At 47.8% G+C, this 19,833-nt stretch carries 20 protein-coding genes; all 20 read left to right on the plus strand.

What is annotated here, in order from left to right:
• The first annotated feature begins 118 nt into the window (after positions 1 to 118).
• The 20 genes from ACUC6J_RS00270 (at position 119) to greA (ending at position 19,825) form a co-directional block, all read left to right on the plus strand.
• Positions 119 to 868: a vWA domain-containing protein gene (locus ACUC6J_RS00270; RefSeq protein WP_016818910.1), complete on the plus strand. Its 750-nt coding sequence runs from the start codon at positions 119 to 121 to the stop codon at positions 866 to 868.
• Entirely contained in the window at positions 852 to 1,790 is a 939-nt protein-coding gene (locus ACUC6J_RS00275) for a protein kinase domain-containing protein (RefSeq protein ID WP_016818909.1), read from the plus strand. The genes ACUC6J_RS00270 and ACUC6J_RS00275 overlap by 17 nt, the downstream gene beginning before the upstream one ends.
• Positions 1,791 to 1,856: 66 nt before the next feature.
• The gene (gene tilS, locus ACUC6J_RS00280) at positions 1,857 to 3,305 is read left to right on the plus strand and encodes a tRNA lysidine(34) synthetase TilS (RefSeq protein ID WP_016818908.1); all 1,449 of its coding nucleotides are present in this window, start codon (positions 1,857 to 1,859) and stop codon (positions 3,303 to 3,305) included.
• A 47-nt stretch (positions 3,306 to 3,352) separates the two neighbouring features.
• Positions 3,353 to 3,892 carry a hypoxanthine phosphoribosyltransferase gene (gene hpt / locus ACUC6J_RS00285; RefSeq protein WP_013368693.1) on the plus strand — a complete coding sequence of 180 codons (540 nt, stop codon included), beginning with the start codon at positions 3,353 to 3,355 and terminating at the stop codon, positions 3,890 to 3,892.
• A 97-nt stretch (positions 3,893 to 3,989) separates the two neighbouring features.
• Positions 3,990 to 6,029 (plus strand): ATP-dependent zinc metalloprotease FtsH, encoded by a 2,040-nt coding sequence (gene ftsH / locus ACUC6J_RS00290; RefSeq protein WP_017427052.1) that lies wholly within the window; start codon positions 3,990 to 3,992, stop codon positions 6,027 to 6,029.
• 280 nt (positions 6,030 to 6,309) lie between these two features.
• The gene (gene nadB, locus ACUC6J_RS00295) at positions 6,310 to 7,923 is read left to right on the plus strand and encodes an L-aspartate oxidase (RefSeq protein ID WP_113050362.1); all 1,614 of its coding nucleotides are present in this window, start codon (positions 6,310 to 6,312) and stop codon (positions 7,921 to 7,923) included.
• Positions 7,913 to 8,803, plus strand: coding sequence for a carboxylating nicotinate-nucleotide diphosphorylase (nadC, locus tag ACUC6J_RS00300; protein WP_016818905.1), 891 nt, complete (start codon positions 7,913 to 7,915; stop codon positions 8,801 to 8,803). The genes nadB and nadC overlap by 11 nt, the downstream gene beginning before the upstream one ends.
• Before the next feature lie 6 nt (positions 8,804 to 8,809).
• Complete coding sequence (locus tag ACUC6J_RS00305) at positions 8,810 to 9,577, plus strand: type III pantothenate kinase (protein WP_263559719.1); 768 nt, start codon at positions 8,810 to 8,812, stop codon at positions 9,575 to 9,577.
• A 217-nt stretch (positions 9,578 to 9,794) separates the two neighbouring features.
• The gene (gene hslO, locus ACUC6J_RS00310; protein ID WP_016818903.1) at positions 9,795 to 10,679 is read left to right on the plus strand and encodes an Hsp33 family molecular chaperone HslO; all 885 of its coding nucleotides are present in this window, start codon (positions 9,795 to 9,797) and stop codon (positions 10,677 to 10,679) included.
• Between the two features lie 20 nt (positions 10,680 to 10,699).
• Positions 10,700 to 11,650, plus strand: coding sequence for a peptidyl-prolyl cis-trans isomerase (locus ACUC6J_RS00315; protein WP_017427050.1), 951 nt, complete (start codon positions 10,700 to 10,702; stop codon positions 11,648 to 11,650).
• Between the two features lie 240 nt (positions 11,651 to 11,890).
• Entirely contained in the window at positions 11,891 to 12,829 is a 939-nt protein-coding gene (cysK, locus tag ACUC6J_RS00320; RefSeq protein WP_016818901.1) for a cysteine synthase A, read from the plus strand.
• Positions 12,830 to 12,957: 128 nt separating this feature from the next.
• Complete coding sequence (locus ACUC6J_RS00325; RefSeq protein WP_044787818.1) at positions 12,958 to 14,580, plus strand: anthranilate synthase component I family protein; 1,623 nt, start codon at positions 12,958 to 12,960, stop codon at positions 14,578 to 14,580.
• Between the two features lie 5 nt (positions 14,581 to 14,585).
• The gene (gene pabA, locus ACUC6J_RS00330) at positions 14,586 to 15,161 is read left to right on the plus strand and encodes an aminodeoxychorismate/anthranilate synthase component II (protein WP_016818899.1); all 576 of its coding nucleotides are present in this window, start codon (positions 14,586 to 14,588) and stop codon (positions 15,159 to 15,161) included.
• Between the two features lie 3 nt (positions 15,162 to 15,164).
• Positions 15,165 to 16,052 carry an aminotransferase class IV gene (locus tag ACUC6J_RS00335; RefSeq protein WP_017427048.1) on the plus strand — a complete coding sequence of 296 codons (888 nt, stop codon included), beginning with the start codon at positions 15,165 to 15,167 and terminating at the stop codon, positions 16,050 to 16,052.
• Positions 16,049 to 16,915 (plus strand): dihydropteroate synthase, encoded by an 867-nt coding sequence (gene folP / locus ACUC6J_RS00340; RefSeq protein ID WP_017427047.1) that lies wholly within the window; start codon positions 16,049 to 16,051, stop codon positions 16,913 to 16,915. Before ACUC6J_RS00335 ends, folP begins: the two co-directional genes overlap by 4 nt.
• Positions 16,916 to 16,986: 71 nt before the next feature.
• Positions 16,987 to 17,349, plus strand: a complete 363-nt coding sequence (gene folB, locus ACUC6J_RS00345) for a dihydroneopterin aldolase (protein WP_013368705.1) — start codon at positions 16,987 to 16,989, stop codon at positions 17,347 to 17,349.
• Positions 17,350 to 17,358: 9 nt separating this feature from the next.
• Positions 17,359 to 17,907, plus strand: coding sequence for a 2-amino-4-hydroxy-6-hydroxymethyldihydropteridine diphosphokinase (gene folK / locus ACUC6J_RS00350; protein ID WP_017427046.1), 549 nt, complete (start codon positions 17,359 to 17,361; stop codon positions 17,905 to 17,907).
• Entirely contained in the window at positions 17,859 to 18,059 is a 201-nt protein-coding gene (locus ACUC6J_RS00355; RefSeq protein ID WP_080561116.1) for a helix-turn-helix domain-containing protein, read from the plus strand. Before folK ends, ACUC6J_RS00355 begins: the two co-directional genes overlap by 49 nt.
• A gap of 46 nt (positions 18,060 to 18,105) precedes the next feature.
• Positions 18,106 to 19,134 carry a tRNA dihydrouridine synthase DusB gene (gene dusB / locus ACUC6J_RS00360; protein WP_017427045.1) on the plus strand — a complete coding sequence of 343 codons (1,029 nt, stop codon included), beginning with the start codon at positions 18,106 to 18,108 and terminating at the stop codon, positions 19,132 to 19,134.
• Positions 19,135 to 19,348: 214 nt separating this feature from the next.
• Positions 19,349 to 19,825 carry a transcription elongation factor GreA gene (gene greA, locus ACUC6J_RS00365; protein WP_013308160.1) on the plus strand — a complete coding sequence of 159 codons (477 nt, stop codon included), beginning with the start codon at positions 19,349 to 19,351 and terminating at the stop codon, positions 19,823 to 19,825.
• Positions 19,826 to 19,833 lie beyond the last annotated feature (8 nt).

Consider the following 19,833-nt stretch of genomic DNA (forward strand, 5'->3'; position numbering starts at 1 on the left):
TGCCCGGGAAATTGCTTATTCATTTTTAAAAATCCGCATCCTTCGTTTGAATCGTTCCGGATTAGGCAAAGATAGAATCTATCGGAATAGATTAAGAGGAAGCGGAGGTCAAAAAGCGATGAAGCAAATTTTGATCATTACAGATGGATGCTCTAACGTAGGGGTTAGCCCAGTGATGGCGGCTGCCCAAGCTTTACGGGAGGGAATTACAGTGAACGTCGCCGGAGTCATAGATTATGGAACCATCGGCGAGCTTGGGAGCGCAGAGATTCAGGAAATTGCTAAAGCAGGGGGAGGGTTTAGCCAAATCGTCGGTACGAAGCAGTTGGCGCAAACCATGCAAATGATGACGCGCAAAACAGTGGTTCAAACGATTCAGCAGGCGGTTAATAGAGAGTTAACGCACATTTTGGGTGAGGGCGGCGCCCGGCATATCGGTGAACTGCCTCCGGCCAAACGAGCCCAGGTAGTTGAGGTAATGGATGAACTGACAGAAACAAGCCCTCTGGAAATTGCTTTACTCATTGATGCAAGTGCAAGCATGAAGCCTAAGCTGCCTGCTGTAGAGGATAGTATCCGCGATTTGCTGCTCAGTTTACAGTCCAGAAGCGGACTCAGCCGTATATCTGTATTTCATTTTCCGGGTGGACGAATGGGAGAAGACGCAGTCATGGATATCGGGTGGACCTCTGAGCTAGACCAGATCAAATCGATATTCGGACGCTTGCGGATGAAAGGAGCGACACCGACAGGACCAGCCATTTTACAAGTGATTGATTATTACCGATATGTTACACTAGGGGAACAGAAAGATCTGGAAGAATCCTATGGCAAAGGAGAAGGGATGCTCGGTGACTACGTCGTCTGATCCCGTTCTTGCACCCGGAACGGTCATCAAGGGCAAGTGGAAGCGGAGTAGCTATGTCATCCAGCGCTTGCTGGGCCGGGGAGCGAACGGAACTGTATATTTGGTAAAAGAAGCACAGGCCGATCGGCAATTTGCTCTCAAAATGGGAAAGAACACGCTTGATCTGCAATCGGAGATTAATGTGCTGACCACATTACAGTCTCAAGGGACTCAGGCTGCCCTCCAGCGGAATGGGAATCCTTCCTTCTTGTTTGAAGTGGATGATGTAGTGTTACGCAATGGGGAGATCCCCTTTTATGTTATGCGATACGTTAAGGGAGATCCGCTTCATAAATTTGTGGCAGCTAAAGGGTCTGAATGGTATGGTGTGGCTGGGACTGGCATACTGAATCGTCTGGCCGATCTCCATCAGGCAGGATGGGTGTTTGGCGACCTGAAGCCTCAAAATATATTGGTCAATGCCTATGGAGAGGCTGAGTTGATTGATTATGGTGGCGTGTCCCTTGCAGGTCGGAGTGTTAAACAATTTACAGAATGGTACGATAGGGGATTTTGGAATGCTGGTAGCCGAAATGCTGATCCCCAGTATGATCTGTTTGCCTTTGCTCTTTTAACGGTTCATATATTGGAGAGCGAATCGTTAAAGGCGGCTGCGAGTAGGCTGCCGCAGCTACGTAATACGGCAGAATTGACAGTCATCATTCGTCGCAGTCGTGTATTACGCCCCTACGCCGAATGGCTGCTGGGTGCAGTACGTGGAGAATATTCCGATACTCGTGCAGCGGCCCGAGCTTGGTCGCGTCTGGCTTCCGCGCATGTCAGGCAATCATCTGTCAAAAGAGGAAATCCACGCTGGTTGGGATATGCTTTCACGGTATCGCTTTTGCTGCTTGCTGGAGCGCTCTGGATTGCGTTAAGGTAGCAGCATGACTTACATAAGATAACATAGGATCATCATTTTTACGGTCGGGAGAAAAGAGGGTCGTGAATGGGAACAACAAAACCGACCGGTGTTGTACAGGAAGTGCTCGCTTTGGCGCGAGAACATTCCCTGTGGAGCCCCGGAGACCGCATTGTGGTTGCTGTATCCGGCGGACCGGATTCGGTGGCCCTTTTGCACATTTTACATGAAATATCCGTTATACATATGCCATTACAACTTGTCTGCGCTCATGTTCATCATGGCTTCAGGCCAGAGGAATCGGATGCGGAGGCTGAGGAGGTACGCAATATTGCCCGAAAGCTCAAGCTTCCATTTGAAATGATCCGGGTTGATGCACCCGCTTATATAAAGGAAAGCGGCAAGGGTCCACAGGAAGCGGCCCGTGAGCTACGGTACAGCTTTTTACATGATACGGCTACGAAGTGGGAGGCACAGCATATTGCTATGGCTCACCATGGCGATGATCAAGCGGAAACAGTCCTCTTGCACTTGCTGCGCGGTAGCGGACCGGCGGGTTTGGCGGGTATGCGTTTGGCACGCACCGAAAAAAATGTGCAACTCATTCGCCCGCTGCTTCGTATGTACAAGGCTGACTTGATTGAGTATTGTAACTTTTATGGTCTTTCCTATGTGACAGACAGCACTAATTTATCGACCAAATACCGTCGTAATGCCATCCGCATGGATGTGCTTCCTTTTTTGGGGCAATATAATGAGCAACTGACACCGTCCCTGAACCGGCTGGCCGAAACGATGGCTGACGAGAATGATTTTATGGAGGCAGCTACACTGTCGGTATACGAGAAAATGGTGCATTTCAATAATGGCAGGTACATGTTTTCCATCGCATCATACCGTGAGCTATCCGTTGCTTTACAACGGAGGTTGATTAAACTAATATTAAATTATCTGCCTTCGGACAGTGGAAATTTTGATTTTCGTAAAATTGAGACCGTTCGACTAAGACTTCTCCAGGAGACAACTTCTACATGGAGCTTGGACTTGGGCGGCGGTGCGGTTGGAGTCCGCGAATATGACCAGGCGGTTTTGTTTGACCGTACGCAAGTCGTTATGGGTGAATGGAGCTATGGACTGAGCGTATTGCCTATTTCCGGTGAGCTTGAGTTGCCTGAAGCGGGTGGTATACTCCGGTGGCAAAGAGCTTCCTATTTGGATGGACAACATCCGGCGAATGAGGAAGAAGCATGGTTCGACGCAGATGAATTGACTCTGCCGTTGACTGTACGCTCGCGATTACCTGGAGATACCATGTATGTAATGGGATTAAACGGAAGAAAAAAGGTTAAAGATATTTTTATTGATGAAAAAATACCTCCTTCAATGCGTTCCGTTATTCCCATCGTCTGCGACCATTCTGGAGTTGTTCTCTGGATTCCGGGCGTACGACGTTCTGTACATGCTGCGGTGCAAAAGCACACGTCTTCGGTTATATATATGTCATGGCAAAGACGAGAGAGTCCGGGGCACCGGTAATTGCGCAGGAACGGCTTTCATAGTATAAACTTAGGAGGTTTACACCGTTGCAAAATGATATTCAGGAAGTATTGATCAGTGAAGAAGAAATTCAGAGTAAAATCAAGGAATTAGGCGCACAGCTTAGCGTGAAATATGAAGGGAAAAACCCATTGGTGATTTGCGTGCTGAAGGGTGCGTTTATCTTTATGGCCGATTTGGTTAAATCCATTACAGTGCCGTTGGAACTTGATTTCATGGCTGTATCTAGTTATGGAGTATCCACCAAATCATCAGGTGTCGTTAAAATCATCAAAGATTTGGACGCTTCCGTAGAAGGACGCGATGTTCTGATTGTCGAAGATATTATCGACAGTGGTCTGACACTGACACATTTGATTGAATTGCTTAAGAATCGTAATGCCAATTCGGTATGTGTCGTAACTTTGTTCGACAAGCCTGCACGCCGGACAGTTAATCTTGAAGCTGATTACACTGGATTTACACTTCCGGATGCGTTTGTTGTCGGCTATGGTCTGGACTATGCCGAGCACTACCGGAACCTCCCATACATAGGGATTTTGAAGCCGGAAATCTACACCAGCTAATCTCAGCCTCCAGTCCTAGGACTAAATAGGGTCCTTTGTTGAGAAGGGCTTACAGGCTATGGTAAAATAACTTAAGTGTCTCGAGAGGAGGTAGGGGATGAATCGGTTCATCCGGAATTCTGGTTTTTATTTGATTCTTTTTTTAGTTGTGGTGGGTATCGTTCAGTTTGTTAGCAACAGTAACGAAGCCTCCGATCTCCCTAGATATGACCAATTACGGCAAGAGGTTAAAGCTAATAACATCTCTAAAGTAACGGTCCAATTTGACGGTTACGCCTATCTTGTAACCGGTGCATATAAGAAGCAGCCGGCTAATGCTAAATCAACCAATTTTTCCGTATACGTTCCGCCAACGGATCAAGCACTAAGTGAACTGGTGAATGCCAGCGAAACGAACGGGTTTGAATACGTACAGAAGAAAATGGAAGGCGAAAGCATTTGGCTGACATTTTTGACTTCTATCATTCCTTTGGTGATCATGTTCCTGTTGTTCTTCTTCCTGTTTAATCAGGCACAGGGCGGTGGCGGCAAAGTAATGAACTTCGGCAAGAGCAAAGCCCGTCTGTATAACGAAGAGAAGAAGAAAGTTACCTTCGAAGACGTAGCAGGGGCTGACGAAGAGAAGCAGGAGCTTGTCGAAGTCGTAGAATTCTTGAAGGACCCACGTAAGTTCGCAGCCGTGGGCGCTCGTATTCCAAAAGGTGTTCTGTTAGTGGGCCCTCCAGGTACGGGTAAAACACTCTTGGCGAGAGCTGTTGCAGGCGAGGCCGGAGTGCCGTTTTTCAGTATCTCAGGTTCTGATTTTGTAGAAATGTTCGTCGGGGTCGGTGCTTCCCGTGTTCGCGACCTGTTCGAGAATGCGAAGAAGAACGCACCTTGTATTATTTTCATTGATGAAATTGATGCCGTTGGACGTCAACGTGGCGCCGGATTGGGTGGCGGACATGATGAACGTGAGCAAACGCTCAACCAATTGCTCGTAGAGATGGACGGATTTGGCGCAAACGAGGGCATCATCATCGTTGCTGCTACTAACCGTCCGGACATTCTAGATCCAGCCTTGCTTCGTCCAGGACGTTTTGACCGTCAAATTACGGTTGACCGTCCAGATGTTAAAGGTCGCGAAGCAGTATTGCATGTACATGCACGCAACAAACCATTAACGAAGGATGTTAAATTGGACGTGATTGCGAAACGTACAACAGGCTTTACGGGCGCTGATCTGGAAAACTTGTTGAACGAAGCTGCCTTGCTGGCCGCTCGTCGCAACCGTAGAGATATTTCGATGCGAGAAGTAGATGAAGCTATCGACCGCGTGATCGTAGGTACTGAAAAACGCAGCCGCGTAATCAGTGACCGCGAGAAACGAATTGTTGCTTATCATGAAGCAGGGCATACGATTATCGGTTACTTCTTGGAGAATGCCGATATGGTTCACAAGGTAACCATTATTCCACGTGGACGTGCAGGCGGATATGTCATCATGCTTCCGAAGGAAGACCGCATGCTGACAACCAAGCAGGAATTGCTGGACAAAATCACTGGATTGTTGGGTGGACGTGTTTCCGAGGAGCTGTTTATTGGTGAGATCGGAACAGGGGCTTATAGTGACTTCCAACAAGCGACAGGCATTGCGCGTAGCATGATCGTGGAATACGGTATGAGTGAGAAGCTCGGCCCGATGCAGTTCGGAACTTCCCAAGGTCAAGTATTCCTTGGACGTGATATCGGTCATGAGCAAAACTACAGTGATCAGATCGCTTATGAGATTGACCAGGAGATGAATCGCTTCATCACTGACTCCTATGAGCGTGCTAGAGAACTCTTGACGAAGTATTCGAAAGAGGTTCATTTGATCGCTCAAACCTTGTTGGAAGAAGAAACTCTGGAGCTTGAACAAATCAAACGTTTGATCGAGACAGGTTCTTTGAACGGCAATACGAATGAGGGAGAAGGAACACCGGAAAACGGTGAGCCTGTGATCGACAACATCGGTGATGTTCGTGTACGTATTCAAGGTAAGGATGACGAGCCTAAGAATACAACAGATCAACCGAACGATATCCCTAATCTGCAAAAACCAGAGGATGATAACAATTCAGGCAATTCCGGCGGTACTCCACCGACAACAACCTGATTATCTGGTGGATAGTTGAATAAGCATATATGTAAGCTTCGGGGAACCAGATCCTATTGGTTTCCCGAAGCTTTTTTAAATGTGGAAGATTATTGCTAACGTGATTTGACAGACACAGGAACGTTGTGTACATTTATTGTTAAATAAACGGCTGTCGCCTTCCTAGCTTAAAAGGCCAACAGCCGCTGCAATCGACTTACTATCATTTTGAACATATCCGTGAGCGCATACTGTACGATCTATGGTGTGCGCTATTCTTCTGTGAAATCAGGTGAAAGGCATGATTCCAAGATATCTAGTTGATTTTGATGTAGCGGAATTGACCCAATACGAAGCCGACGTCTTAATCATCGGCTCCGGCATTGCGGGCTTATATACAGCGATTAAGGCTGCGGAGAATCGGAAAGTGTTGCTGATTACCAAGAAAACTTTAATGGAAAGCAACACACGTTATGCTCAAGGCGGCATTGCTGCTGTCACATCGGACGAGGATACACCGGCTTACCACATGCAAGATACTCTGATTGCTGGTGCAGGTCTGTGTGAACCCGAGGCGGTCAGAACGCTTGTTCATGAAGGACCAGACGGTATTAAAGAGTTAATACGATTGGGGACAGCCTTTGACCGTGTGAATGGTGAACTAGCGCTAACCCGAGAGGGGGCGCATAGTCATCGTCGCATTTTGCATGCAAATGGAGATGCCACTGGTTATGAAATCGTGCGTGCCTTGTCACATCAGGTTGTCGCCCATCCCGGTATTCAGGTGTGGGAAGAGTGCATGGTCATTGACCTGCTGACTGAGCATGGTGAGTGTATTGGGGCCCTCGTTCAAATGCCAGATGGAGAAAGGTCGTACATCACTGCCAATTCAACCATTTTGTGCTCAGGAGGTAGCGGGCAATTATACCGTTACACGACTAACCCGGATATCGCAACTGGGGACGGTATTGCTATGGCTTATCGTGCGGGGGCAGTTGTACGGGATATGGAATTCGTACAGTTTCATCCTACGGCGTTGTGCCATCCGGGCGCTCCAAGGTTTCTAATTTCCGAAGCCGTACGGGGAGAAGGGGCCGTGTTACGCAACATTCATGGAGAACGCTTCATGGACAAGTACGATTCCCGGCAGGAGCTTGCACCCAGAGATATCGTAGCTCGTGCGATCATCCATGAGATGGAACGCACTCAGTCTACGTTTGTATACCTGGATATTACACACGAGCCGCCTGAGCGGGTAAAGCAACGTTTTCCAACGATTTATCGGACATGTCTGTCATATGGGTTGGATATGACGACAGGCTGGATTCCCATTGCTCCTGCTGCCCATTATATGATGGGTGGTATCCAGACTAATCTATACGGGGAAAGCTCCGTTAGGCGTTTGTTCGCTTGTGGAGAGACTTCTTCCACAGGTGTTCACGGCGCTAATCGCCTGGCGAGCAATTCGCTATCTGAAGCTATTGTGTTCGCCAGTAGGATTATCGAGCGGCTGCATTCATTGCCACCGCTGGTCGGCCATACTTTGATATCTTACAGTGATAACCGTGCAGAGTTCCAGGCTTCATCCGTCGTGGGACAGCGACATAAGCTGCAAGAAACGATGGTTCATTATGCTGGAGTTCGTCGGCATAGTGAAGGGCTGCAAGCAGCTTTAGAAGAGCTGCACGGGCTAGTGCCTGTTTTTCAGGCTGTGATCACCAGCCGGGAAGAGATCGAATTCGCCAATTTGCTCACCTGTGCTTTATTAGTAGCAGATGGTGCGCTACTGCGTGAGGAGAGCCGGGGGGCACACTATCGTGAGGACTTCCCTGAGACAGATGATCGCATGTGGCGAAAGCATGTCCAGCAGCGACGTGAGCAAGGCATAACGGAGGAGAGCGTTCATGACATCTAACAGCGAGCTTTATGGAGAGTTTAGCGGATATCAGGAAGAACTGACGGCACAAATTCGCAGCTGGCTGCGAGAAGATACAGGTTCTGGCGATGTGACCACACGTTGGACGATTGAGCCGGGTCACCAATCCAAGGCTGTCATTCATGCCAAAGAGAGCGGCGTGATTGCGGGTTTACCTGTGGCTGAACTTGTATTTCGAGTAGTGGACCCTTCCTTGTCGTTCACTCCGCTGGTGACCGATGGCCAATGGATTGAAAAGGGGAGCGTTTTGGCAGAAGTGAATGGGAGTACTCATGCGATTTTGACCGGGGAGCGATTGGCATTAAATTTACTTCAGCGGATGTCTGGTATTGCAACGCGGACGCGGACTTTTATAGATCAATTGCATGGACTTTCCACGCGCTTGGTGGACACACGTAAAACAACGCCAGGACATCGACTGTTAGAGAAGTATGCTGTGCGTGTAGGTGGCGGCTCGAATCATCGCTTTGGTCTGTACGATGCGGTTATGATTAAGGATAATCATATTAAGGGCGCGGGTGGGATTGCACAGGCGGTCAGCCGAGCGCGCGCGCATATACCGCATACAATGACGATCGAAGTAGAGACGGAAAACATGACGCAAGTCCGGGAAGCTCTGGAGGCTGGGGCGGATATTATTATGCTGGATAACATGTCCGTCCCAGATATGAAGGAAGCCGTTCGCTTCATTCGTGAACAGGCCCCACACGTCAAAACAGAAGCCTCAGGCAATGTATCGTTGGATACAGTGCGTGAGATGGCTGAGAGCGGCGTAGATGTGATTTCTGTAGGCAGGCTGACATACTCTTTTCATAACCTGGATATCAGCCTTGACCTTAACGCTAAGAAAGATAGGTGACACCGATTGATTCTTGTAGTGGATGTAGGTAATACCAATATTGTTCTGGGGATGTATGAAGGGCGCGAGCTGTTGCACCACTACCGGATCAGCACCTCCAGACAGGCAACCGCGGATGAATACGGCGTACTCATACATAATCTTTTTAGTATGGGCGGCGTATTTAAGGATGACATTCAGGGAGTTATTATTTCCTCTGTCGTTCCGCCGTTGGTTCGTGTATTAGAGGAAATGTGCGATAAATATATAGGCAAAACGCCGTTAATCGTCGGACCGGGAATCAAGACCGGTCTTAACCTGCGTTACGAGAATCCGCGTGAAGTAGGTGCGGATCGGATCGTGAACGCTGTTGCGGCTGTAGAACGGTTCGGCGGGCCTCTCGTTGTGGTGGATTTTGGAACGGCGACGACGTTTGATTGTATTGACGATAAGGGAAACTATCTGGGTGGAGTCATTGTGCCGGGTATCGGCATTTCGACAGAGGCACTGTATCAACGGGCTTCCAAGCTCCCTCGTATCGAGTTGGAGAAACCCAAAAAGGTTATTGGTCGGAATACGGTCCATGCCATGCAAGCCGGGATTATTTTCGGTTACGCTGGACAAGTGGATGGCATTGTGAGGCGCATTAAGGAAGAAATGCAGGCAGAACCTACAGTTATTGCTACCGGAGGTCTTGCAGAGCTAATCGCATCAGAGACAGAGAGCATTCAGAAAGTGTTGCCGATGTTGACGCTCGAAGGATTACGCATCATTTACCAACGTAACGCCGAATAAAAAGTGGATATAAGCTGCCGCTGAGTCAAGCCGATGATCTTATCGGTTTGGATTAGCGGCGTTTTTCGTCTATACTGAAATATGTTACGTTTTTGAACAATTCGGTGATCTGTTAAGGCAGGTTGTTTATATAGTGGGAAATGATGTTTCAAGGATGAGGAAATACTAACGAAAATAAGCAGCATGGCTGCCTTGGATAATAGGGGAGGATATCAATATGGAAAATAAGCAGGATCGACTTATTCGCGGTACAGCCATGGATGGAAGGGTTAGAGCCTTTGCGGTTCGGACAACTCAATTGGTAGAAGAATTGCGGAGAAGACATGATACTTATCCTACAGCAACTGCTGCTTTGGGACGAACTCTCACAGCAGGTGCAATTATGGGTTCCATGCTCAAAGGCAAAGAAAGACTGACCATTCAAGTCAAAGGTGATGGGCCGATTGGTCAAATCGTCGTGGATGCCAATGCTGTAGGGGAAGTGCGAGGGTATGTTACTGAGCCCCATGTGCATTTGCCAAGCAATAGTATGGGCAAACTGGATGTAGCGGGTGCAGTAGGTACAGAGGGATTTATTCATATCATCAAGGATTTGGGATTAAAAGAGCCGTATCGCGGTAGTATCCCGATTATTTCAGGTGAACTTGGTGAAGACTTTACCTATTATTTTGCCAAATCCGAACAGACTCCGTCAGCGGTGGGTTTGGGTGTGCTGGTAGATACGGATAACTCCGTTATAGTGGCCGGCGGGTTTATTATTCAATTGCTTCCAGGTTTGAATGATGATGAGATTACTGCTATCGAAAATGCAGTCGGCTCCATTCCACCCGTTACCGCTCTGTTGGATCAAGGGCTAGAGCTTGACGAAATGCTGCGTTGGATGCTGCCGGACGTTCGAATCCTTGATGAAATGGATATCCATTTTCAATGTGAGTGCTCACGCGAGCGCGTAGAGAAAACATTGATCAGTCTGGGAGAAAGTGAATTGAAGCAATTGATTGAGGAAGAAGGACAGGCTGAGGTCGTGTGTCACTTTTGTAACGAGGCTTATCAGTTTAATAAGGATGAATTGCAAAATCTGTTAGATCAAGCCAAGGCCTAACCGGATAGGCGGTGTAAGCGATGACTACACGGGAAAAGGGATTATGGACAGCTGTCATTATTCTGACCGTTAGCGTCGCCGCCTTGGGTGGTCTTATCATGCTTCGGGGGCTGTTAAAGCCGGGTGATGTAAGCAAGGATGACGGCGATCATACTGTGGCGGAGATGGGTCAGGAAGGCATATCGGAGGAACAGTGGGTAGCGGAACTGAAAAAGCGATATGGAACGAATACGCTGTTGCAAATGTTGAATCGTAAAGCCGTGCAGGCTGAAACCAAGCGTCTCGGTATCAAGATCACCCAAGAGGATTTACAGCAGGTGCTGGAGCAGGATAGCAAAGGGTACGACTCAGAACACGCCTACTTTGAGGAAATGCAGCGACAATTTGGCCTAGATCCGGTTGACTTGCGGAATGAAGCGGAGTACCGAATTGGCTTGGAGAAAATAGCCACGCAAGGTATTCAGGTTGAGGAAACGGAGATTGACGAGTATTGGGAACAGCACCCTGAGGAATTTGCCGTTGGTAAGCAGATCAAACTGGCAGCTCTTTATGTGGCCAAAGCAGAGGAAGCAGAGGTGTTGCTGGATCGGGTTAAGCAAGGAGAAAGCTTCGACACGCTGCTTCGGGAACATTCAGGCTCAGGTAATCTTCTCGGCGAGGATCATAGCGGACAGCTGGGATGGGTGGATGAATATGACCCATATCAACCGGAGGCGATCATGAAGGCGGCAAGAGAACTAAGCTCCGGGGACGTTGCAGGTCCCATCTCCATTAACGATGGCTATGCGGTCATTTATGTACAGGATGTCAGGCTAAAGAGTTCTTCGGATAAGCGGCAGATTCGTCAGCAAATTCGCCGGTCGCTTGCGCTGGCACAAGCCGCTCCTTTGGATGAGGTCGAGAAGAGTCTGCGTGATAAATATGGAGCTCGTATTTTATCTGGGAAAGAGGTACCTTCCGCTTCTCTATAGCGTCGTAAAAGAATCTAGATTTGAAGGAAGCACGGTGCGGATAACGCGGGCGAACAGCATTGTAGCTTATTTACTCGTATTGACAATGGAATTGAAGATTGTTATGATTAGCGTATAAAACCAACTATTTTTATCGGAAATTAAATGAACGGCATAACACGAAGAATGATTTACCTAGAATCATCTACAATATGTTTTCGCAATTTTCAATATATCATCTACAGTCAGGGAGGAATTATCATGGCTAAAGTTGTTAATAACATCACCGACCTTATCGGGGAGACTCCCCTCGTTCGCCTCAACCGGATCGTACCGGAAGATAGCGCCGAAATTTATTTGAAACTGGAATATCAGAACCCGGGCTCCAGTGTAAAAGACCGTATTGCGATTAGTATGGTGGAAGAAGCTGAGCGTGAAGGTCTGCTTAAGCCGGGCGGTACTATTATTGAAGCAACTAGCGGTAACACAGGAATCGGCTTGGCTATGGTTGCTGCTGCGAAGGGGTATAAAGCAGTAATTGTTATGCCAGAAACGATGAGTATAGAGCGTCGTAATTTGCTGCGTGCTTATGGAGCCGAGCTTGTGTTAACACCTGGCTCAGAGGGTATGAACGGATCTGTTAAGAAAATGGAAGAGCTATTGAGCGAAAACCCGGATTATTTCGCTGCCGAGCAGTTCAAGAACAAAGCTAATATCAAAATTCACCGTGAAACGACGGGTCCTGAGATCGTAGAAGCGATTCGTTCCATTGGCGGCACTCTGGACGCTTTTATAGCAGGTATAGGGACTGGTGGAACTATTTCCGGTGCTGGAGAAGTGCTTAAAAAAGAATTCCCTGATATTAAAATCGTGGCTGTAGAGCCCGCTTCTTCCCCATTGCTAGCAGGCGGCAAGCCAGGGCCTCACAAAATTCAAGGGCTGGGTGCCAACTTTATTCCTGAAATTCTAAATCGCGATATCTATGACGAAATTTTTCATGTAGAAAACGATGAAGCTTTCGAGGTAGCGCGTAGAGTGGCCAAGGAAGAGGGCATTTTGTCCGGTATTTCTTCTGGCGCGGCTGTTCACGCGGCCTTGAAGCTTGCTAAGCAATTGGGCAAGGGTAAGCGGATTGTTGTCATTATTCCAAGTAATGGCGAACGTTACCTGAGTACACCACTATACAATTTCGAGCTGTAATTATGTCGTAATTGTGTATACTATACGTAAGGAAACCCTCATTTCCCTGTAACCGGGGGATGAGGGTTTCTTTGTAAGGAGAAGAATGCAGACTTTTGGCAAAGTAATGGAAGGGGTAGCGCACACAGATGAAATGGACAGCTAGAGTGACGGAGGCGCAGTGGCAAACCTGGCAGAAGGAGGGCTGGAGTATACTTCCCTATATTGCTGAGTACCCATTGCCCGGAGGCGGATTGCCTCCATCGTGGCGGAGGGCTTGGGAGGATTCGTCGCCATATGCCTTCTTGCTGGAGAGCGCTAAAGGTGGAAGATATACGTATCTAGCCTTGAATCCGGTTGCTATATTGGAAGGCAAGGGAGAACAAGCAGTTTGGACTGATTTGCAAAGCGGGGAGCATGGTGCTATACATGGACAACCTTTGACAGTCATGAACGATTGGATCGCCCCTTACCGTGCGCCACGTGTACCTGGCATGCCTTTTTTCTCTGGGGGATTTGCAGGCTACCTGGGCTACGATGTAGCTCGCTCGTTAGAGCGTTTGCCAACTCAAGCTGCAGACGATACCGATATACCTGATTATGTGTGGATGCGGGTGAATGAGCTATGGATTTATGATCATGAAACATCATGCCTATACTGTGCTGTTCATATGCCTAACCCTGTCCGCTTCGGTGAATTCAGTAGTCAGACTGATTTGGCAAATGAGGTTATGTTGAATGAGACCGCATCGATACTTGGCAAGCATTATACGGAAGCGGTCCAACGTACAGAACGCATGGTGACTCAGTGGAAGAACATTATACATGCGGGAGAGACTGATCCAGCTTACCCTCTTCGTTGTGCTCGGCTGTCCGAAAAAGGATTAGAGGCTGTTCATCAGGAATCTGAAGGCTGGAAAACGGCATTCAGTCAACAAGATTTTGAACATGCTGTGAAACGTGTGCAGGAATACATTGCTCAAGGAGATGTATTTCAGGTGAACTTGTCGATTCGTCAGCAACGTACGCTTGCAGCCCTCCCCGAGAATATATATGAATGGCTTCGTCTGCTGAATCCTTCCCCTTATATGGGGATGCTGCGCATGCCAGATTTGCGGATCGTCAGTGGCTCACCGGAATTGCTGGTGAAGCTGGAGGATGGACGTGTGAGTGCCCGACCTATTGCAGGTACGAGAAGAAGGGGACTAACACCGGATGAAGATGCCGCTATGGCCGCAGAGCTTCTATCAAGTGAAAAAGAACGAGCCGAGCATATTATGCTCGTCGATCTGGAGCGTAACGATATCGGACGGATTGCTGAATACGGATCGGTGCATGTTCCTGAATTGCTGACTGTCGAATATTATTCGCACGTTATGCATCTGGTTTCTCAGGTTGAGGGGAAGTTAGCCACGGGTCGTACAGCTATAGACGTAATTGCTGCTACCTTCCCGGGTGGAACCATTACCGGAGCTCCTAAGGTGCGTACGATGGAAATTATTGAAGAATTAGAGCCCGTCCGTCGGGGTCCTTATACGGGGTCCCTTGGATGGATTGACTATAATGGTAATATGGAATTAAATATTATAATAAGGACATTAGCTGTTCAGGGCAATACTGCCTATTTACAGACAGGTGCGGGTATCGTCATTGATTCAGACCCGTACAGAGAATATCGGGAGTGTCGGAACAAGGCCAGAGCTGTCATGAAGGCGGTACAATGTGGGGAAGAAGAAGCCGCTTTGAGCAGGAGCGGTATCACAGGAGGGTGAGTTTAATGATTTTGGTGATTGATAATTATGATTCATTTACGTACAATCTTGTTCAATATCTGGGTGAACTTGGCGAAGAAGTAACCGTAAAACGGAATGATGAGATTGATGTGAAAGGCATAGAAGAGCTGGCACCAGATCACATTTTGATCTCGCCGGGTCCATGCACGCCGAATGAAGCGGGAATATCGCTGGATGTAATCAGCCATTTTAAAGGCCGGATTCCGATTTTTGGCGTGTGTCTCGGTCACCAGGCCATCGGACAGGCTTTTGGCGGTAAGGTTATCCGGGCTGATCGTCTCATGCACGGCAAAACGTCACCGATTCTCCATCACAATACCTCAGTATTTGAAGGCCTGCCTTCTCCATTTACAGCCACCCGGTATCATTCATTGCTTGTAGAGCGCGAGAGCCTGCCTGAATGTCTAGAGATTACCGCTGAAACCGCAGAGGGTGAAATTATGGGTTTGCGGCATAAAGAATTTGCCGTAGAAGGAGTCCAGTTCCATCCCGAATCCATTATTACGGACTACGGGCATCAACTGTTGCGCAATTTCCTAAAACGCAAGGTAGGCGTCTGATTTATGAGATATATCGGAGTCAATGGCGTCCTCACGGAAGCCGCAAAAGCCGTGATTCACGTAAGTGATCACGGCTTTTTATACGGAATGGGCTTGTTTGAGACATTCCGCACCTATAACGGGGTTCCCTTCCTGCTGGATCGGCATCTACGTCGACTGGAGGAAGGCTGCCGAATGCTCGGCATTCCTTTTCAACCGGATAAGGAGCAGCTTACGAAACACATCCAGCATCTGATGGTGGCAAATGGGCTGGATGAAGCCTATATCCGCTACACCGTATCAGCCGGTGAAGAGGCACTGGGCTTGCCATCTGGTGACTACACGCGGCCCAACCATATTTTGTTCGCCAAGCCGCTGCCCTCTACAAATACACAAACCTGGCAATCCTCTGCGCTTCAGTTGCTACGAACCCCCAGAAATACTCCGGAGGGGGAGGTTCGATTAAAATCGCTCCATTATATGAATAATATTCTTGCGAAGCGGGAACTTCAGCAGTATGCCGAGGCTGTCCATTATAAGGCTGAAGGAATAATGCTTACAGCCAACGGTTTTCTGGCAGAGGGAATAGTTAGCAATCTGTTTTTTGTGCGGAATAATACGCTGTATACCCCTGACTTGTCTACAGGAATTCTGCCAGGCATTACACGTGAGTTCATTTTGGAGTTGGCGGACCTGCGGGGCATTCCATGTGAGCAAGGGTTATACCACTGGGATGAGCTGAAACAGGCTGATGAAATTTTTATGACCAACTCTATACAAGAAATACGACCCGTGGATTTATTGTTGGAACCGGGAGGCGTAGCAAGTCATTTATCGGTGCCCTTGGCGCAGACCGAGTCCATAACAGCTTTGCTGTTGCATGATTATAGGCAGAAAGCAGGGATGAAGTGAATATACCAACTCTTTATGAACGCAGCTATCAAATGGGGGATGCCAAGCTTACACTCGGGCATTCCACCCAGATTATGGGCATACTTAATGTGACCCCGGATTCATTTTCGGATGGAGGATTAAATTATAATCCAGAGATTGCTGTTTTACATGCATTGAAGCTAGTGGAGGATGGAGCGAATATCATTGATATTGGTGGGGAATCTACCCGTCCGGGTCATGAACCAGTAGGTGTGGAAGAGGAGCTGGCTCGGGTCATTCCGGTCGTCCAGGCAATCCATCGTATTGCACCGCATATCCCGTTGTCTGTGGATACTTACAAAGCCGAAGTAGCCAGACAGGCGCTTGAAGCAGGCGCACACATCATTAATGATGTGTGGGGGTTTAAGGCAGACCCCGATATGGCACGAGTAGCAGCTGAATTCGATTGTCCGGTCATTTTGATGCATAATCGTCACGACCGTAACTATACCGATTTGGTTTCTGATATGCTGTCCGATTTACAAGAAAGTATCCAATTAGCACTGAAAGCAGGGGTCCGTAAGGAGCAGATCATTTTAGACCCAGGCATCGGTTTTGCCAAAGACTATGATGAAAATATTCATGCCATGACTTCTCTTGATACATTAAGTCAGCTGGGATTTCCGCTGTTGTTGGCTACGTCGCGTAAAAAATTTATCCGTACAGCACTGGATTTGCCAGTGGATGATGTAGTGGAGGGAACTGCGGCTACCGTGGCCTTTGGGATTGCCCAAGGGTGCCAGATTGTGCGTGTACACGATGTGGCACAAATCAAGCGCACTGTACGTATGTGTGATGCGATGGTGTACGGGTCTAAAAATCCACTGAGTTATGGTGGGTAAAGCCCGCTTCACGAATCCTTTATGTGGAACTTATATAGATAAAATCAAAAAAACAGGGGGACTTACCTAAGATGGATAAAATGAAATTGCATCGCATGGAGTATTACGGATATCACGGCGTTTTTCCCGAGGAACGTAAGCTGGGACAGCGTTACTATATTGACTTGGAACTGGAGCTTGATCTGCGTGAAGCAGGGGAGCAGGACGCTTTGGACAAAACGGTTAATTATGCTGAGGTGCATTATACCGTGAAAGATATCGTAGAAAAGGAATCTTACCAATTGATTGAAGCTTTAGGCGAACGTATTGCATCTTCCCTACTGGACACTTATACTAGTGTCAATGCACTGACTGTCAAAGTGACGAAGCCGCATCCGCCGTTTGATATTCATTTTCAGGGTGTGACGGTTGAGCTTTATCGCGCAAGAAAGTAGGAACGATACATGAATGCACATTCGACCTCTGAGGCATCAGAGGCTTATATTGCTTTAGGGGCTAATTTGGGGGAGCGTGAGCATACCCTGTATGAAGCCATTACCGCACTGGACGAACATCCGGCGATACGAGTGCTGCGCTGCTCCAGTCTGTATGAAACAGAGCCTGTTGGATATCTGGATCAGCCTTCTTTTTTGAATATGACGGTAGCCGTATCGACAACACTTGCTCCAGAGGAGCTTTTGTTTTATATGCTGGACGTGGAGAGTCGTCTGGGAAGGGTAAGACATATTCCTAACGGTCCACGAACCATTGATCTGGACTTGTTGTGGATGGAAGCGGAACAACTGGCTACGACGGATTTGGAGCTTCCTCACCCTCGTATGTTGGAGCGTGCTTTTGTGCTGGTTCCCTTGGCTGACATTGTTCCGAACCAAGATTCGTCCGGTCTGTACAGTATCGTGCATACTGCATTGAATTCTGTGGATGGAAAGGACGGCATACAGCTTTGGAAAACTTGCAGCTGGCGCAACGACTCCGCGCCTTTCGGAAGCTAAAAGGGTTCACCCAGCAGGAGTTGGCAGACCGAACGGGCATATCTTTGACTGTATTAGGTGCTGTAGAGCGAGGTAACCGTGCAGTAGACCCAGACATGCTAAACATCATTGCCCAAACGCTAGAGATTGAAGTCCGGGAATTGACGGAATGAAGATAAGTATACGATATATAAAGAAGGAGTAAAGGAGGGAACGGATATGCTGAAAATCGGCGACATTGAAATGAAAAACCAAGTCGTCCTGGCACCAATGGCAGGCGTGTGCAACCCTGCTTTTCGCTTGATCGCCAAGGAATTCGGTACAGGCTTGGTATGTGCAGAAATGGTTAGTGATAAGGCCATCATTCACGGCAACAAGCGTACACGCGAGATGCTGTTTGTAGATGAGCGCGAGAAGCCGCTTAGCTTGCAAATTTTCGGGGGCGACCGCAAATCTTTGGTGGAAGCAGCGAAAGTCGTAGACCAGGAGACGAATGCAGATATTATTGACATCAATATGGGCTGCCCGGTTCCCAAAGTGACCAAATGTGATGCAGGTGCTCGTTGGCTGCTCGATCCAAACAAGATTTATGAGATGGTATCCGCAGTAGTGGAATCGGTGAGCAAGCCGGTTACCGTGAAAATGCGTATCGGTTGGGATAGCGAGCATATTTACGCTGTAGAGAACGCTCGTGCTGTTGAACGTGCCGGAGGTCAGGCCGTCAGCGTACATGGCCGTACACGTGAGCAATTGTATACGGGGCATGCGAATTGGGATATTATAAAAGAAGTTAAAGAAGCAGTATCCATTCCTGTCATTGGAAATGGTGATGTGTTAACTCCGGAAGATGCCCGCCGAATGTTGGATTTGACCAATTGTGATGGCGTTATGATTGGACGCGGCGCTCTGGGGAATCCATGGATGCTGTACCGTACGATTGAGTATTTGCAGACGGGTAAGCTGTTGCCCGATCCATCACCGGAAGAAAAAATCCGTATTGCCATTCTGCATATGGACCGTCTGGTGGCGCTGAAAGGCGAAGCAGTAGCTGTTCGTGAAATGCGCAAGCATCTGGCTTGGTACCTCAAGGGGATTAAAGGTTCTGCACGTATTAAGGATGTAATTATGGAAGAAACAAAGCGCGACGATATGGTACGTATTTTGAATCAATTTGTATCTCAATTGCACATGGTGGAAAACGAGGGGGCTTCTACAAGCGCTGCTTCTCCTGTTACTGTTGCGCAATAAGGAAGCAGTTCCGGCTTGTGCATGCGATTGACTTTTCCAATTGCTTGCCCTATAATCGTTCAGTATAAAATCTTGATGTATATTACAAATTGTATGCAGCTCTCAAGACAACAGCAGGAAATGTTCTCATTCCCTCAGAGTGGCATATTATGTTTTGAAAGCGTGCATTCCGATGCACTTTTAAACTTTTCCCATGACAGGAGAATCGGTTGAGATGAGCGATAAAGAAGTCATTCTGACACAGGAAGGCCTTAGAAAGCTCGAAGATGAGCTTGAGAACTTAAAGTCTGTCAAACGCCGCGAAGTGGCTGAACGGATTAAGGTAGCCATCGGATACGGAGATATTAGTGAAAACTCCGAATACGAGGATGCGAAGAATGAGCAGGCCTTTATTGAAGGCCGTGTAATTACTTTAGAGAAGATGCTACGTAATGCCCGTATTATCAATAGCGATGAAATTGACACCGATGTTGTGGGAGTAGGGGCAACTGTAACCGTTGAAGACTTGGAATTCGGGGATATTACAGAGTATGCTATCGTAGGTTCTGCCGAATCCGACCCGCTCCAGAACAAGATCTCCAATGAAAGCCCGGTTGGCAAGGCTATTCTCGGTAAGAAAAAAGGAACTGTTGTAGATGTAACCGTTCCAGCAGGTGTTATTCAATATAAAATCGTGGATATCAAGAAATAAAAACACGG

Source organism: Paenibacillus sp. JJ1683, assembly GCF_053006485.1.